13 protein-coding genes are annotated in these 16760 nt (G+C 69.8%); all 13 read left to right on the top strand.

Features of this window, described 5'->3' with window-relative positions:
* The first annotated feature begins 86 nt into the window (after positions 1-86).
* Entirely contained in the window at positions 87-758 is a 672-nt protein-coding gene (locus OG858_RS11150) for a response regulator transcription factor (RefSeq protein ID WP_086746906.1), read from the top strand.
* Between the two features lie 102 nt (positions 759-860).
* Positions 861-2984: an excinuclease ABC subunit UvrC gene (uvrC, locus tag OG858_RS11145; protein ID WP_328544948.1), complete on the top strand. Its 2124-nt coding sequence runs from the start codon at positions 861-863 to the stop codon at positions 2982-2984.
* Positions 2985-3100: 116 nt separating this feature from the next.
* Positions 3101-4051, top strand: a complete 951-nt coding sequence (gene rapZ / locus OG858_RS11140) for an RNase adapter RapZ (protein ID WP_256960216.1) — start codon at positions 3101-3103, stop codon at positions 4049-4051.
* Positions 4048-5118, top strand: coding sequence for a gluconeogenesis factor YvcK family protein (locus OG858_RS11135; protein ID WP_086746909.1), 1071 nt, complete (start codon positions 4048-4050; stop codon positions 5116-5118). Before rapZ ends, OG858_RS11135 begins: the two co-directional genes overlap by 4 nt.
* Positions 5109-6098, top strand: a complete 990-nt coding sequence (gene whiA / locus OG858_RS11130) for a DNA-binding protein WhiA (RefSeq protein WP_005477942.1) — start codon at positions 5109-5111, stop codon at positions 6096-6098. Before OG858_RS11135 ends, whiA begins: the two co-directional genes overlap by 10 nt.
* A gap of 179 nt (positions 6099-6277) precedes the next feature.
* Positions 6278-9232 carry a M14 family metallopeptidase gene (locus OG858_RS11125; protein WP_086746910.1) on the top strand — a complete coding sequence of 985 codons (2955 nt, stop codon included), beginning with the start codon at positions 6278-6280 and terminating at the stop codon, positions 9230-9232.
* 269 nt (positions 9233-9501) lie between these two features.
* Positions 9502-10512 (top strand): type I glyceraldehyde-3-phosphate dehydrogenase, encoded by a 1011-nt coding sequence (gene gap, locus OG858_RS11120; protein ID WP_086746911.1) that lies wholly within the window; start codon positions 9502-9504, stop codon positions 10510-10512.
* A 134-nt stretch (positions 10513-10646) separates the two neighbouring features.
* Positions 10647-11858, top strand: a complete 1212-nt coding sequence (locus tag OG858_RS11115; RefSeq protein ID WP_328544949.1) for a phosphoglycerate kinase — start codon at positions 10647-10649, stop codon at positions 11856-11858.
* Positions 11859-11897: 39 nt separating this feature from the next.
* On the top strand, positions 11898-12653 hold the full coding sequence (gene tpiA, locus OG858_RS11110) for a triose-phosphate isomerase (RefSeq protein WP_079023973.1): 756 nt from the start codon (positions 11898-11900) through the stop codon (positions 12651-12653).
* A gap of 131 nt (positions 12654-12784) precedes the next feature.
* Positions 12785-13015, top strand: a complete 231-nt coding sequence (gene secG / locus OG858_RS11105) for a preprotein translocase subunit SecG (protein WP_033317921.1) — start codon at positions 12785-12787, stop codon at positions 13013-13015.
* A 228-nt stretch (positions 13016-13243) separates the two neighbouring features.
* Positions 13244-13579 (top strand): RNA polymerase-binding protein RbpA, encoded by a 336-nt coding sequence (locus tag OG858_RS11100; protein WP_078935388.1) that lies wholly within the window; start codon positions 13244-13246, stop codon positions 13577-13579.
* A 162-nt stretch (positions 13580-13741) separates the two neighbouring features.
* Positions 13742-15004 (top strand): MFS transporter, encoded by a 1263-nt coding sequence (locus OG858_RS11095; protein ID WP_319065953.1) that lies wholly within the window; start codon positions 13742-13744, stop codon positions 15002-15004.
* A 70-nt stretch (positions 15005-15074) separates the two neighbouring features.
* Entirely contained in the window at positions 15075-16730 is a 1656-nt protein-coding gene (pgi, locus tag OG858_RS11090) for a glucose-6-phosphate isomerase (protein ID WP_319065952.1), read from the top strand.
* The last annotated feature ends 30 nt before the right edge of the window (positions 16731-16760 follow it).

Here is a 16760-nt window from a genome sequence, read left to right as displayed (position 1 = left end):
CTAGGCTTCCGGCTAGCCGTAAGACCCGTGTTCAGGCAGGCTGTCGGGACGAACAGGACAGGTCGGGCAAGGGGGAGGCCGAGACCATGGATGCCGATCAGCATCCGCTGCGCGGGCGGGTGGTGCTCGCGGACGACGACGTGCTCCTGCGGGAGGGGCTGGCGAGCCTCTGCGAGCGCGTCGGCTACGAGGTCGTGGGGCAGGCCGGCGACGCCGGCGGGCTCATGGACCTCGTCGAGACGGAACTTCCGGACATCGCGATCGTCGACATCCGGATGCCGCCGACCCAGTCCACGGAGGGGCTGAAGGCCGCCGGCGCCATCCGGGAGCGGTATCCGTCGGTGGGCATCCTGGTCCTCTCGGCGTTCGTCGAGGTCGAGGACGCCTTGGAGCTGCTGGCCGGGGGGCGCAGCATCGGCTATCTGCTCAAGAGCCGGATCACCGTCGTGGACGAGTTCCTGGAGACCCTCGACCGCATCCGCCGGGGTGGCTCGGTGATCGATCCGTCGCTGGTGCAGGAGCTGGTGGCCGCGCAGCGTCGTGACGATCCGCTGTCGATGCTCAGCAATCGGGAGCGGGAGGTTCTCGGCCTGATGGCCGAGGGGCGCTCCAACGCGGGGATCGGCCGTCGGTTGTGGGTCACCGAGGGGACGGTCGAGAAGCATGTACGGAGCATCCTGGGCAAGCTGCGGTTGCCCGAGGAGCCGGATGATCACCGTCGGGTCCTGGCCGTGCTGACGTTCCTGGAAACGCGCTGAGGGCACGGCCGTGGACGCCGGCCGGCGGGCGGGGGTCGTGCGTCGGCTGCCCTTGTCCACAGGCGCCCCGTGATGTCAGCGGGCGCCAGTAGGGTGTGGAGCATGGCCGATCCCTCCAGCTACCGCCCCAGTCCGGGGCAGATTCCGGACTCTCCCGGGGTGTACAAGTTCCGCGACGAGCACCGTCGGGTGATCTACGTCGGGAAGGCGAAGAGCCTGCGTCAGCGCCTGGCCAACTACTTCCAGGACCTGACCGGCCTCCACCCGCGCACCCGCACGATGGTCACCACGGCCGCCTCCGTGGAGTGGACCGTGGTGTCCACGGAGGTCGAGGCGCTGCAGCTGGAGTACTCCTGGATCAAGGAGTTCGACCCCCGGTTCAACGTCAAGTACCGCGACGACAAGAGCTACCCGTACCTCGCGGTCACGATGAACGAGCAGTACCCGCGCGTGCAGGTGATGCGGGGTCACAAGAAGAAGGGCGTCCGGTATTTCGGGCCCTACGCGCACGCGTGGGCGATCCGGGACACGGTCGACCTGCTGCTGCGCGTCTTTCCCGTGCGCACCTGCTCGGCCGGGGTCTTCAAGAACGCGGCCCGCACCGGCCGGCCCTGTCTGCTCGGCTACATCGGGAAGTGTTCGGCCCCCTGCGTCGAGCGGATCTCCGCCGAGGACCACCGCGAACTGGCCGACGAGTTCAGCGACTTCATGGCGGGGCGCACGGGCACGTACATCCGTCGTCTGGAGAAGCGGATGACGGACGCGGCCGAGGAGATGGAGTACGAGCGGGCCGCCCGCCTGCGGGACGACATCGAGGCCCTGAAGAAGGCCATGGAGAAGAACGCTGTCGTGCTCGCCGACGCGACCGACGCCGACCTGATCGCGGTCGCCGAGGACGAGCTGGAGGCGGCCGTCCAGATCTTCCACGTACGCGGCGGACGGGTGCGCGGCCAGCGCGGCTGGGTCACCGACAAGGTCGAGGCCGTCACCACCGGTGACCTCGTCGAACACGCGCTTCAGCAGCTGTACGGCGAGGAGACCGGCGACTCCGTGCCCAAGGAGGTCCTCGTCCCCGCGCTGCCCGACCCCGTCGGGCCCGTGCAGGAGTGGCTCACCGGGCGCCGTGGGGCCAATGTCTCCCTGCGCGTCCCGCAGCGCGGCGACAAGAAGTCGCTCATGGAGACCGTCGCACGCAACGCCCAGCAGTCGCTCGTCCTGCACAAGACCAAGCGCGCCTCCGACCTCACGACCCGCTCCCGCGCGCTGGAGGAGATCGCCGAGGCCCTCGACCTGGACAGCGCCCCCCTGCGGATCGAGTGCTACGACATCTCCCACCTCCAGGGCGACGACGTCGTGGCCTCCATGGTGGTCTTCGAGGACGGGCTGGCCCGCAAGAGCGAGTACCGCCGCTTCCAGATCAAGGGGTTCGAGGGACAGGACGACGTCCGCTCCATGCACGAGGTGATCAGCCGGCGCTTCAAGCGCTACCTCGCGGAGAAAGAGCGGACCGGCGAGTGGGTGGAGGACGACTCCGCCGCGCCCGGCGACCCCGGCGACGGCCTCGGGGGCTCCCTCGGCGGTCCCGGAGGTTCCGGCGACGGCCTCGGGGGCCCCGCCGACGGTCTCAAGGACGACGACGGCCGTCCCAAGCGGTTCGCCTACCCGCCTCAGCTCGTCGTCGTCGACGGCGGGCAGCCGCAGGTGGCCGCCGCGCGGCGAGCGCTCGACGAGATGGGCATCGACGACATCGCCGTGTGCGGCCTCGCCAAGCGCCTGGAGGAGGTCTGGGTGCCGGGCGACGACGACCCGGTGGTCCTGCCCCGCACCAGCGAGGGCCTCTACCTTCTCCAGCGCGTCCGCGACGAGGCCCACCGCTTCGCCATCACCTACCAGCGCGCCAAACGCGCCAAGCGCTTCCGGGCGAGCGCCCTGGACGACGTGCCCGGCCTCGGGGAGGCTCGCAAGCAGGCCCTGCTGAAGCACTTCGGCTCGCTGAAGAAGCTGCGTTCCGCGACGATCGACCAGATCTGCGAGGTTCCCGGCATAGGCCGCAAGACGGCCGAGACGATCGCCGCGGCCCTCGACCGGGCGGCTCCGGCCGCCCCCGCCGTGAACACGGCCACTGGAGAGATCATGGAGGAAGAGGAGCCCGGTACGACGGCGGACCCCTCTGGGGATCCCGTGGCCGCGGGCGCCCCGGACCGGCGGCGAGGGCAGGAGACATGACCGAGCACGACGAGCGCCGAGACCTCCCGGAGCAGGCAGAACCCCCGGAGCTCTCAGAGCGTCCAGATGAACAGCACCACGAGCACACAGCGGAGCGCGGGGAAGCCCACAGCGCGGTGGGCGACGCTACCCCGCAGCACCCAGCGCCACAGGAAGACGGAGCACACGTGAGTACGGGCATCGAAACAGCCGGGGTCCCCGAGGCGGCCATCCCCGAGCTGGTCATCATCTCCGGCATGTCCGGCGCCGGACGGTCGACGGCCGCCAAGTGTCTGGAGGACCTCGGCTGGTTCGTCGTCGACAACCTGCCACCCGCGCTGATCCCCACCATGGTGGAGCTCGGCGCCCGCTCCCAGGGGAACGTGGCCCGGATCGCGGTCGTCGTCGACGTCCGTGGCCGCCGCTTCTTCGACAACCTTCGCGACTCCCTCGCCGACCTGGCCACCAAGCACGTCACCCGGCGCATCGTCTTCCTGGAGTCCTCCGACGACGCCCTGGTGCGCCGCTTCGAGTCGGTCCGCCGCCCGCACCCCCTCCAGGGCGACGGCCGCATCACCGACGGCATCGCCGCCGAGCGGGAACTGCTGCGCGAGCTGCGCGGCGACGCCGACCTGGTCATCGACACCTCCAGCCTGAACGTGCACGAGCTGCGGGCCAAGATGGACGCCCAGTTCGCCGGCGACGAGGAGCCCGAGCTGCGGGCCACCGTCATGTCCTTCGGCTTCAAGTACGGCCTCCCGGTCGACGCCGACCTGGTCGTGGACATGCGCTTCCTGCCCAACCCGCACTGGGTCCCGGAGCTGCGCCCGTACACAGGCCTCAACGAGGAGGTCTCCGCGTACGTCTTCAACCAGCCCGGAGCCAAGGAGTTCCTCGACCGCTACACCGAGCTGCTCCAGATGATCGCCGCCGGCTACCGCCGCGAGGGCAAGCGGTACGTGACCATCGCGGTCGGCTGCACGGGCGGCAAGCACCGCTCGGTCGCCACCTCCGAGAAGCTCGCCGCCCGCCTCGCCTCCCAGGGCGTCGAGACCGTGGTCGTGCACCGGGACATGGGGCGCGAGTGACCGGACCCACCTCGTCCCGGCTGAGCAGGCTGCGCCGGGTCGTTCCGGAGGGCCGTGCGGACCGGCCCACCGAGGCCCGCGGGGCCCGGCCGCGCCGCAGGGGCGCCCAGCCCAAGGTCGTCGCGCTCGGTGGCGGCATGGGCCTGTCCGCCTCGCTCGCCGCGCTGCGCCGGATCACCGGCGACCTCACCGCCGTCGTCACCGTGGCCGACGACGGCGGCTCCAGCGGACGCCTCCGGGACGAGCTGGGCGTCCTGCCGCCCGGTGACCTGCGCAAGGCGCTGGCCGCGCTGTGCGGCGACGACGACTGGGGCCAGACCTGGGCCCGCGTCATCCAGCACCGCTTCCAGTCCCAGGGCGACCTGCACGAACACGCGGTCGGCAATCTGCTGATCGTCGCCCTGTGGGAGCAGCTCGGCGACCACGTCCAGGCCCTCGACCTGGTCGGCAGGCTCCTGGGCGCCCAGGGCCGGGTGCTGCCCATGTCGGCCGTACCGCTGGAGCTCCAGGCCCTGGTCAAGGGACACGATCCGGCGCGCCCGGACGACGTCGACACCGTCCGGGGGCAGGCGACCGTCGCGCTCACCCCCGGCGAGGTCCAGTCCGTGCACGTCGTGCCGCACGACCCGCCCGCCGTGCCCGAGGCCGTGGCGGCGGTGCGTGACGCCGACTGGGTGGTCCTCGGTCCCGGCTCCTGGTTCTCCTCGGTGATCCCGCACCTGCTCGTGCCCGAACTGCTCGACGCGCTCACCGAGACCAAGGCCCGACTCGTGCTGTCGCTGAACCTCGCCCCGCAGCCGGGAGAAACCGATGGCTTCTCCCCGCAGCGTCATTTGGAGGTTTTGGGACGACACGCCCCTAAACTCGCCCTGGACGTGGTGCTGGCCGACGAGGCCGCCGTGCCCGACCGCGATTCCCTGACCGAAGCCGCCAAACGGTTCGGCGCCGCGGTCGAGCTGGCGCCGGTGGCCCGGACCGATGGATCTCCGCGGCACGACCCGGAGCTGTTGGCCGCCGCGTACGACCGTATTTTTCGGATGCATGGAAGGATCGGCCCATGGCGATGACGGCAGCGGTGAAGGACGAGATCTCCCGGCTACCCGTCACCCGGACCTGCTGCAGAAAGGCGGAGGTCTCGGCGATCCTGCGGTTCGCGGGCGGGCTGCACCTGGTGAGCGGACGCATCGTGATCGAGGCGGAGCTGGACACCGCGATGGCGGCCCGCAGACTCAAGCGGGACATCCTGGAGATCTTCGGCCACAGCTCCGAACTGATCGTGATGGCGCCCGGCGGACTGCGCCGCGGTTCCCGTTACGTGGTCCGGGTGGTCGCCGGAGGTGACCAGCTGGCCCGCCAGACGGGCCTGGTGGACGGCAGGGGCCGACCGATCCGGGGCCTGCCCCCACAGGTCGTCTCCGGGGCCACCTGCGACGCCGAGGCGGCCTGGCGCGGCGCGTTCCTGGCCCACGGCTCGCTCACCGAGCCCGGCCGCTCGTCCTCCCTGGAGGTGACCTGCCCGGGCCCGGAGGCGGCTCTCGCCCTGGTCGGCGCCGCCCGGCGGCTGTCGATCGCGGCGAAGGCCCGCGAGGTGCGGGGCGTGGACCGTGTGGTCGTACGGGACGGGGACGCGATCGGCGCACTCCTGACCCGCCTCGGCGCCCATGAGTCGGTCCTGGCGTGGGAGGAGCGGCGGATGCGCCGCGAGGTCCGGGCCACGGCGAACCGGCTCGCCAACTTCGACGACGCCAACCTGCGCCGCTCGGCCCGTGCCGCCGTCGCCGCCGGTGCCCGTGTGGGCCGTGCCCTGGAGATCCTCGCCGACGACGTACCCGAGCACCTCGCGGCCGCCGGGCGGCTGCGCATGGAGCACAAGCAGGCCTCCCTGGAGGAGCTGGGCGCGCTCGCCGACCCGCCGCTCACCAAGGACGCCGTCGCGGGCCGGATCCGCCGTCTGCTGGCCATGGCCGACAAGCGGGCGTCGGACCTCGGTATCCCGGGGACCGAGGCCAGTATCACCGAGGAGATGGCCGAAAACCTGGTGGGATGACAGGACGTCAGAAAAGCTCAACCCGCCGGTGTCGAGGCCCACTTGAGGGCGTCGGCACCGGCTTTCTGCTTTCTGCGTGAATTCCGTGATTGGCCTGTGAGGCCTCCTTGACTTGGCGCAGATCTGACATGAGCCTGGCGTCTGTTCGCTACTGGGGTGAACCATCGCAAGGGGGGCTCATGAGACGAAGAGCCAGATCGATCCTCGCCGCCGGCGCGCTCCTGCTGGGTGGTGGTGCGGGACTCGCACCGCTGGCCCAGGCTGCCGAGAACGACGGCTCCGAGGCGGAGGAAGTGAAGGTCTTCCGCGCCGAGGTGACGAAGAAGCAGATCCCGCTGCTGCTCGCGGCCGGGCAGGACGGTCACGAACTCAGCGAGCAGGCGCCGGAGAAGGGCACCGCGTCGGTCGAGGTCTACCTCACCGACAAGCAGGCGGATGCCCTCGAAGGGCAGGGCGTCAAGCTCAAGGAGCACCGGCTCACCAGCAAGGCGGAGGCGCGGGTGGCCGCCGCCGGTGACGGGGTCTACCGCCCGTACAGCGGCGCGGGCAACATCAAGGAGGAGATCCTCCGGACAGGCCAGGAGAACCCCTCCCTGACCAAGGTGGTCTCCCTCGGCAAGTCCCTCCAGGGCCAGGACATCCTCGCCGTCAAGCTGACCAAGGACGCGAAGAAGACCAAGGACGGCGCCAAGCCCTCCGTGCTGTACATGTCCAACCAGCACGCGCGTGAGTGGATCACGCCGGAGATGACCCGGCGCCTGATGCACCACTACCTGGACAACTACAAGACGGACAAGCGGATCAAGAAGATCGTCGACACCACCGAGCTGTGGTTCGTGATCTCCGCCAACCCGGACGGCTACGACTTCACCCACCGCGACGCCGCCAACCGCCAGTGGCGCAAGAACGTGCGGGACGTCAACGGCGACAACGCCATCACCGTCGGCGACGGCGTCGACCTCAACCGCAACTTCGCCTACAAGTGGGGCTACGACAACGAGGGCTCGTCCCCGTTCCCCACCAGCGAGACCTACCGCGGCGGCGGCCCGAACTCGGAGCCCGAGACGAAGGCCCTGGACGCCTTCGAGAAGCGCATCGGCTTCGAGTACGGCATCAACTACCACTCGGCCGCCGAACTCATCCTCTACGGGGTCGGCTGGCAGGTGGCCAGCCCCACCCCGGACGACGTGCTCTACGAGGCGCTGGCCGGTACCCCGGAGAACCCCGCGGTCCCCGGCTACCACCCCCAGCTCTCCTCCGAGCTGTACACCACCAACGGTGAGGCGGACGGCCACGCGGCCAACGTCAACGGCACGGCGATGTTCACCCCCGAGATGTCGACCTGCCAGACCGCGTCGAGCATCGACCCGGACGACGCCTGGAAGCCCGAGGACTGCGCCTCCGTCTTCACGTTCCCGGACGACGAGAAGCTGATCCAGCAGGAGTTCGCGAAGAACATCCCGTTCGCGCTCTCCGTCGCCGAGTCCGCCGTCACGCCCGACCGGCCGAAGTCCTCGGTCGGCATCGACGCCCCCGACTTCACCCCGGCCTCCTTCACCACGTCGTACTCGCGCGGCAAGAAGCAGGAGATCTCCGTCGTCGCCCGCAAGTCCGTGGACGACAAGGAGCTGAAGTACCGGATCAACGGCCGCGGCCCTACCTACGGGGAGAGGCTCAAGTCCTGGAAGGGCGGCGAGACGTTCGGCGGTGAGGACAACCTGTGGTTCGACGAGTACCGGGCCAAGGTGCGCGAGGGTGAGCCCGGCGACAAGGTCGAGGTCTGGTTCACCGGCGAGACGAAGAGCGGCAAGCCCACGAAGAGTGAGCGCTTCACCTACACGGTCGCCGAACGCCCCAAGGCCGACACGCTCGTCGTCGCCGAGGAGGGCGCGACCGCGACCCAGACGCAGACCTACGTCGACGCGCTGAAGGCCAACAAGAAGAAGGCGCTCGTCTGGGACGTCGCGACCCAGGGCGCTCCCGACGCGCTCGGCGTACTGGAGCACTTCAAGCAGGTCGTGCACTACACGGGCGCCGTCCGTCCGGGCGTCGCCACCCAACTCGAACTGCGCTCCTACCTCAACGAGGGCGGCAAGCTGATCGAGGCGGGCGAGAGCGCCGGCGGCTCCGTCGACCTCGGCGGCGGCACCCTGTCGAACGACTTCAGCCAGTACTACCTGGGCGCCTACAGCCGTACCTCCCTGCCCGACGCCAAGGCCTTCGCGGGCCTGAGCAAGCTCGCCGGCTTCAGCGGAACGCTCGGCGACGCGCCCGGGAACCCGCTGAACACCGCCGGATCGTTCGGCGTCACCTCGGACGCCCTGCCCGTGGAGACGTTCCCGCAGTTCAAGAGCGCCGGCGCGGGCCAGTACCCCGGGACCGTCAACCCGTACGGCCCGTACGAGGGCGCGTCCATGGCGGCCGCCACGCACACCGACTACGCCTGGAACCGCCTCACCCGCACCATCGACCTCACCTCGGTGAGCGCGGCCGACAAGCCCGCCCTGCGCACCCAGCTCCTGTGGAGCACCGAGGAGGGCTACGACCACGCCCTTCTCGAGGCGCACACGGCAGGGGCGGACGACTGGACGACGCTGCCGGAGACCGGCGGCGCCACCTCCACCACCGTGCCCACCGAGTGCGAGGCCGGGTACTTCATCCAGGGCCACCCGGCCCTGAAGCGGTACCTGACCCTGGGCGCGGGCGGCTGCACGCCCACCGGCACCAGCGGCTCCTGGAACAGCTTCACCGGGGCCTCGGACGGCTGGCAGAAGGTCGAGTTCGACCTGTCCGCGTACGCCGGGAAGAAGGTCGAGGTCTCGCTCAGCTACGTGACCGACCCCGGCTCCGGCGGGCGCGGTGTCCTGGCCGACAACGCCACCGTCGTCATCGGCGGCACGCCCGGCGCGGTCGAGGGCTTCGAGACGTCGCTCGGTGCCTGGAGCGTCCCCGGACCGCCCGCGGGCAGTCCGGCGGTCGTGAAGGACTGGGGCCTGTCGGGTGAACTGTTCAAGACCTACGGCGCGGTCACCACGGACGACACGGTGCTGCTGGGCTTCGGCCTGGAGCAGGTCCCCGCGGCGGCCGACCGCAAGGCACTGCTCGGCAAGGCGCTGGCGGCCCTGAAGAACTGAGCGCCTACTGCGCCGAACGGCTGAGAAAAGGCCTCGTGAGCGGCTCTCCGATCATCTGGAATCAGATGATCGGGGGGCCGCTCAAAAGGTAATCACCTTGCAAAACCAGGGCGGTCCGTACCCCTACTGGCGAGTACGGACCGCACCGGCATGTATAGGGCATCTCGATGTCACTCGACAGGCCCGGGGGAGGTAGGGTCGTAGGCGGTCGGGGACATCCCATACAGCTCGCCGGCACTGAGCCGGCGTACCAACGAGGAGATCGGTTCGTGACGATCCGCGTAGGCATCAACGGCTTTGGCCGCATCGGTCGTAACTACTTCCGCGCGCTGCTGGAGCAGGGTGCTGACATCGAGATCGTGGCTGTCAATGACCTGGGTGACACCGCGACCACCGCACACCTCCTGAAGTACGACACCATCCTGGGCCGCCTCAAGGCCGAGGTGTCGCACACCGCCGACACGATCACCGTGGACGGCCACACCATCAAGGTCCTCTCCGAGCGCAACCCCGCGGACATCCCGTGGGGCGAGCTGGGCGTCGACATCGTCATCGAGTCCACCGGCATCTTCACGAAGAAGGCCGACGCCGCGAAGCACCTCGCCGGCGGCGCCAAGAAGGTCCTCATCTCGGCTCCGGCCAAGGACGAGGACATCACCATCGTGATGGGCGTCAACCAGGACAAGTACGACGCGGCCAACCACCACGTCATCTCCAACGCCTCCTGCACCACCAACTGTGTGGCGCCGATGGCCAAGGTCCTCGACGAGAACTTCGGCATCGTCAAGGGCCTGATGACGACGGTCCACGCGTACACCAACGACCAGCGCATCCTGGACTTCCCGCACTCGGACCTGCGTCGCGCCCGCGCCGCCGCCGAGAACATCATCCCGACCACCACGGGTGCCGCGAAGGCCACCGCGCTGGTCCTCCCGCAGCTCAAGGGCAAGCTCGACGGCATCGCGATGCGCGTTCCGGTCCCGACCGGCTCGGCCACCGACCTGGTCGTGACGCTGCAGCGTGAGGTCACCAAGGACGAGGTCAACGCCGCGTTCAAGAAGGCCTCCGAGGACGGCGACCTCCAGGGCTACCTGGCCTACACCGAGGACGAGATCGTCTCCTCGGACATCGTCAGCGACCCGGCCTCCTGCACCTTCGACTCCTCCCTGACCATGGTCCAGGAGGGCAACACGGTGAAGATCCTCGGCTGGTACGACAACGAGTGGGGCTACTCCAACCGCCTCGTCGACCTCACGGTCTTCGTCGGCGAGCAGCTCTGACCGACAGAGCAGGCACCTCCATGTGAAGTCAGGGCCCGTGCGGCGCAGGGACGCGCCGCCCGGGCCCTGACTCACGTACACATGCGGCCTCTTACGATCACGAGCACCACAAGTCCTCCTCGGGAGCCCTCTCCATGAAGACGATCGACGAACTCCTCGCCGAGCCAGTAGCCGGCAAGCGGGTCTTCGTCCGCGCCGACCTCAATGTGCCGCTCGACGGCACGACCATCACCGACGACGGCCGCATCCGCGCCGTGCTGCCCACCGTCAAGGCGCTGGCCGAGGCGGGCGCGCGTGTCGTCGTCGCCTCCCACCTGGGCCGCCCCAAGGGCGCCCCGGACCCGGCCTTCTCCCTCGCCCCGGCCGCCGCGCGCCTCGGTGAACTCCTCGGCGCCGACGTGGCGTTCGCGACGGACACGGTGGGTGAGTCCGCCGCCACCACGGTCGCGGGCCTCGCCGACGGTCAGGTCGCCGTCGTCGAGAACCTCCGCTTCAACGCCGGTGAGACGTCCAAGGACGACGCCGAGCGCGGCGCGTTCGCGGACCGGTTGGCCGCCCTCGCCGACGTCTACGTGGGCGACGGCTTCGGCGCGGTACACCGCAAGCACGCCTCGGTCTTCGACCTGCCGGCCCGACTGCCGCACTACGCCGGGTACCTCATCGCCACCGAGGTCGGCGTCCTGAAGAAGCTCACCGACGACGTCCAGCGCCCCTATGTGGTCGCGCTCGGCGGCGCCAAGGTGTCCGACAAGCTCGCGGTCATCGACCAGCTCCTCGGCAAGGCCGACCGCATCCTCATCGGCGGCGGCATGGCGTACACCTTCCTCAAGGCCAAGGGCTACGAGATCGGCGGCTCCCTCCTGCAGGAGGACCAGCTCGCCGCGGTCACCGAGTACGTGGAGCGCGCGGAGCGGACCGGTGTCGAGCTGGTCCTGCCCGTCGACGCCGTCGTCGCGCCCGCGTTCCCGGACCTGAAGAGCAAGGCTCCGGCCGACGCCACCGCGGTCGCCGCGGACGCCATGCCGGCCGACCGGATGGGCCTGGACATCGGTCCGGACTCCGGCACGCTGTACGCCTCGAAGATCGCCGACGCCGCCACCGTCTTCTGGAACGGCCCCATGGGCGTCTTCGAGCACCCCGATTTCGCCGAGGGCACCAAGGCGGTCGCCCAGGCACTCCTCGATTCAAAGGCCTTCACGGTCGTCGGCGGCGGCGACTCCGCCGCGGCCGTGCGCATCCTGGGCTTCGACGAGAACGCATTCGGCCACATCTCGACCGGTGGTGGCGCTTCCCTCGAATACCTCGAGGGCAAGACGCTCCCCGGGCTCGCCGCACTGGAGGACTGACCCTCGATGACTGTTTCCGACAAGGGCCGCCTGCCCCTGATGGCGGGCAACTGGAAGATGAACCTCAACCACCTCGAGGCCATCGCGCACGTCCAGAAGCTCGCCTTCGCCCTCGCCGACAAGGACTACGAGGCCTGTGAGGTCGCGGTCCTGCCGCCCTTCACCGACCTGCGCTCGGTCCAGACCCTGGTCGACGGCGACAAGCTCAAGATCAAGTACGGCGCCCAGGACGTCTCGGCGCACGACTCGGGCGCCTACACCGGTGAGATCTCCGGTCCGATGCTCGCGAAGCTCAAGTGCACGTTCGTGGCGATCGGCCACTCCGAGCGCCGCCAGTACCACGACGAGACCGACGAGATCGTCAACGCGAAGGTCAAGGCCGCCTACAAGCACGGCCTCACCCCGATCCTGTGCGTCGGCGAGGAGCTGGAGGTCCGCGAGGCGGGCAACCACGTCTCCCACACGCTCGCCCAGGTCGAGGGCGGCCTCAAGGACGTGCCCGCCGAGCACGCCGAGACCGTCGTGGTCGCCTACGAGCCCGTCTGGGCCATCGGCACCGGCAAGGTCTGCGGCGCCGACGACGCCCAGGAGGTCTGCGCGGCCATCCGGGGCAAGCTCGCCGAGCTGTACTCCCAGGAGACCGCCGACCGGATCCGCATCCAGTACGGCGGCTCGGTCAAGGCCGGCAACGTCGCCGAGATCATGGCCCAGGCCGACATCGACGGCGCTCTCGTCGGCGGTGCCTCCCTGGACGCGGACGAGTTCGTCAAGATCGTGCGCTTCCGCGACCAGTGAGTAGGCCTTAGCGGCGTAACGTCGTACTCTTGCGGGGGGCCGAGGCCCAGTAGGCGAGTGTCGAGCTTGCCGAACGGTCCCGGCCCTCCCGTCGTCTATCCAGATCCGAGGAAGTTGGTCCAGCCGTGGTTATGGGGTTCTCGATCGCCCTGATCGTGTTCAGCCTGCTGATGATGCTGCTGGTGCTGATGCACAAGGGCAAGGGCGGCGGCCTCTCCGACATGTTCGGTGGCGGTATGCAGTCCTCCGTCGGCGGCTCCTCGGTCGCCGAGCGCAACCTCGACCGGATCACCGTCGTGGTCGGTCTGCTGTGGTTCGCGTGCATTGTCGTGCTGGGCATCCTGATGAAGGTCACCAACTGACGTCAGGCCGACACCGGCGGGACAACGCGTCACGGACGCACCAATCCGCACGTAAAGCCCCATGCCGGGTACGCGACTTCGAACGCGGCCTATCATGGGGCTTGCGTCTGTGGGCGGGATGTAACTCCAATCACTGGACGCGCGTTGGGCCTTACGTAGACTGAGGCGCTCGCAGCGAAGCGCAACGCCGACTCGCTTCGCCGCACCATTACGCAGGGAGTTACGACCGTGGCAAGTGGCAACGCGATCCGAGGAAGCCGGGTCGGGGCGGGGCCGATGGGCGAAGCCGAGCGCGGCGAGTCCGCACCCCGGCTGCGCATCTCCTTCTGGTGCTCCAACCGACACGAGACCCAGCCGAGTTTCGCCAGCGACGCACAGGTCCCCGACACCTGGGACTGCCCGCGCTGCGGCTTCCCGGCCGGACAGGACCGGGACAACCCGCCGGACCCACCGCGCACCGAGCCCTACAAGACGCACCTCGCGTATGTGCGGGAGCGTCGCAGCGACGCGGACGGCGAGGCGATCCTCGCCGAGGCGCTCGCCAAACTGCGGGGTGAAATCTAGAAGTCGACACCGGCCGGGCACCGAGGGTGCCCGGCCGGACGTGTTCGTGGCGTGTGACGCGCGATGCCCACGGTGGTTGCGATGTTCGCGTTTCCGCTGGTCGGGCTGATTGTCAGTGGGTCCCTCTACGGTTCGTGCATCGACGAATCGTGAGGGGGACACGTGACGGTGGCCGAGCGGGGGACAGCGGCCGCGTACCGAGGAGCGTTCTTACGGCTGTGGAGCGCGGCCGTGCTCTCCAGCTTCGGGGACGCACTGCGTACGGCCGCGCTGCCGCTGCTCGCGGTGACGTTGACGGACGAGCCGCTTCTCGTCGCCTCGGTCGCGGCCTGTGGTTATGTGCCGTGGCTCCTCTTCGGGTTGCTCGGCGGTGCCGTCGCCGACCGGGTGGACCAGCGGCGGGCCATGTGGACGGTGGACGTGGCGCGCGGTCTGCTCATGGCGGGCTTCGCGGTGGCCGTGGCCCTCGACCACGCCTCGATCGCCCTGCTGATCGCCCTCGCCTTCGCCCTGACCACACTCCAGACACTCTTCGACAACGCGGCCACGGCCCTGCTGCCCGCCCTGGTGAGCCGGGACGCCCTGGGCAGCGCCAACGCCCGGCTGATGACCGGCCAACGGATCGCGGGCGGGCTGGTGGCCGCGCCGCTCGTCCCGCTGCTGCTGGCCGCAGGAGCCGCCGTCCCCTTCGCGGCGGACGCCCTGACCTACCTGGTCGCCGCCGCCCTCGTGGCCTCGCTCGGCGCCGCCCCGCCCGAGCGGGACCCCCGTCCCGCGGGCAGCACCCTGCGCGCGGAGATCGCCGCCGGGTTGCGCACGCTGTGGCGGGACCGGGCCCTGCGCGGGCTGTGCGCCGCGACCGCGCTGTGCAACGTCGGCATGGGCGCCCTCATCGCCACGCTGGTGCTGCTGGTGACCGGCTGGCTGGACGCGGGCAACGCCGGGTTCGCGGCGGTGACGACCGCGTACACGGTGGGCGGCCTCGCCGGGGGAGCGGTGAACGGTCGGCTGGTGGCCCGGGTCGGGCAGGTGCGTGCCGTGCTGCTGGCCGGTGGGGTGCAGATCGGGGCACTCGTCGTGATGGGCTCCGTGCGCAGCCTGACGGCGCTCGCGGTGAGCCTCGCCGTGTTCGGGGCCATGGGAATGGTGTGGAACGTCAACACCACGACCCTCATGCAGCAGCGAGTGCCCGTCGACCTGCTCGGTCGTGTCGGCTCCGCCTTTCGGACGGTCGGGGTGGCCGGGGCGCCCCTAGGCGCGCTGTTGGGCGGGGCGGTCGCCACGGTCGGGGGAGCGAACACGCCGGTGCTGCTCGCCGCTGCCTTCTTCGTCCTGTCCGTCGCCGCGCTGATACCGGCGCTCAGGGCGGACGTATCTGTTGTCGAGCCGGACGACCGGGGGACGACAGCTCGTGTTCCTTCGTGATCAATTAGGTTGGGACCGGCAGCGGGGCAAGGTACGCAGGACCAGGTAGGAAAGAAGGCTGAAGTCCGAGATGAACGCAGAAAGCCGTACCAGGCTCGACCAGACGCCCGAGTGGACCGCGCTGGCCGAGCACCGGGAGCAGCAGGGTGAGGTGCAGCTGCGCGAACTGTTCGCGGCCGACCCGGGGCGTGGCGCCGGGTACACGCTGGAGGTCGGCGATCTGCACGTCGACTACTCCAAGCATCTGGTCACCGACGAGACGCTGCGGCTGTTGCGCGAGCTGGCCGCCGCGACCGACGTGTTCGGACTGCGGGACGCCATGTTCCGCGGCGAGAAGATCAACACCACCGAGGACCGGGCCGTCCTGCACACCGCGCTGCGCGCCCCGCGCGACGCGGTGATCGAGGTCGACGGCGAGAACGTGGTGCCGGGTGTGCACGCCGTTCTCGACCGGATGGGCGGCTTCGCCGAGCGCATCCGCTCCGGCGCGTGGACCGGTCACACCGGCCGGCGCATCAAGAACGTCGTCAACATCGGCATCGGTGGCTCCGACCTGGGCCCGGCGATGGCGTACGAGGTGCTGCGCTCCTTCACCGACCGCGATCTGACCGTCCGCTTCGTGTCGAACGTGGACGGTGCCGACCTGCACGAGGCGGTACGGGACCTGGACGCGGCGGAGACGCTCTTCATCATCGCCTCGAAGACGTTCACCACGATCGAGACGATCACCAACGCGACCTCCGCGCGCGATTGGCTGCTCACCGAACTGAAGGCCGGCCCCGAGGCCGTCGCCAAGCACTTCGTGGCGCTGTCGACGAACGCCGGGAAGGTGTCGGACTTCGGCATCGACACGGCCAACATGTTCGAGTTCTGGGACTGGGTCGGCGGGCGGTACTCGTACGACTCGGCGATCGGGCTGTCCCTGATGATCGCGATCGGTCCGGACCGCTTCCGGGAGATGCTCGACGGGTTCCACCTGGTCGACGAGCACTTCCGGACGGCGCCCGCCGAGTCCAATGTGCCGCTGCTGCTGGGCCTGTTGGGCATCTGGTACGGCAACTTCCACGACGCCCAGTCGCACGCGGTGCTGCCGTACAGCCACTACCTGTCCAAGTTCACGGCCTACCTGCAGCAGTTGGACATGGAGTCCAACGGCAAGTACGTGGGCCGGGACGGGGTGCCGGTGGAGTGGCAGACCGGGCCGGTGGTGTGGGGCACGCCGGGGACGAACGGGCAGCACGCGTACTACCAGTTGATCCACCAGGGCACCAAGCTGATCCCGGCGGACTTCATCGGTTTCGCCGAGCCGGTCGCCGAGCTCGGCGACGCGCTCAAGGCCCAGCACGACCTCCTCATGGCCAACTTCTTCGCCCAGACCCAGGCGCTGGCCTTCGGCAAGACGCCGGACGAGGTGCGGGCGGAAGGGGTGCCGGACGAGCTGGTTCCGCACAAGACGTTCAAGGGGAACCACCCGACGACCACGATCCTGGCGAAGGAACTGACCCCGTCGGTCCTCGGCCAGCTGATCGCGCTGTACGAGCACAAGGTGTTCGTGCAGGGTGCCGTCTGGAACATCGACTCCTTCGACCAGTGGGGCGTCGAGCTGGGCAAGGTCCTCGCGAAGCGGGTGGAACCGGCGTTGACGGAGGGCGCCGAGGTGCCGGGCCTCGACGAGTCCACGAAGGCGCTGGTCGCCAAGTACCGGGCGCTGCGCGGACGGCGGTAGCCGTACGCGGTGAGCGGGGGTGGGGAAGCG

Origin of the sequence: Streptomyces europaeiscabiei (genome assembly GCF_036346855.1) — a bacterium.
Taxonomy (GTDB): domain Bacteria; phylum Actinomycetota; class Actinomycetes; order Streptomycetales; family Streptomycetaceae; genus Streptomyces; species Streptomyces europaeiscabiei.
This window is presented reverse-complemented; position numbering and strand designations above follow the sequence as displayed.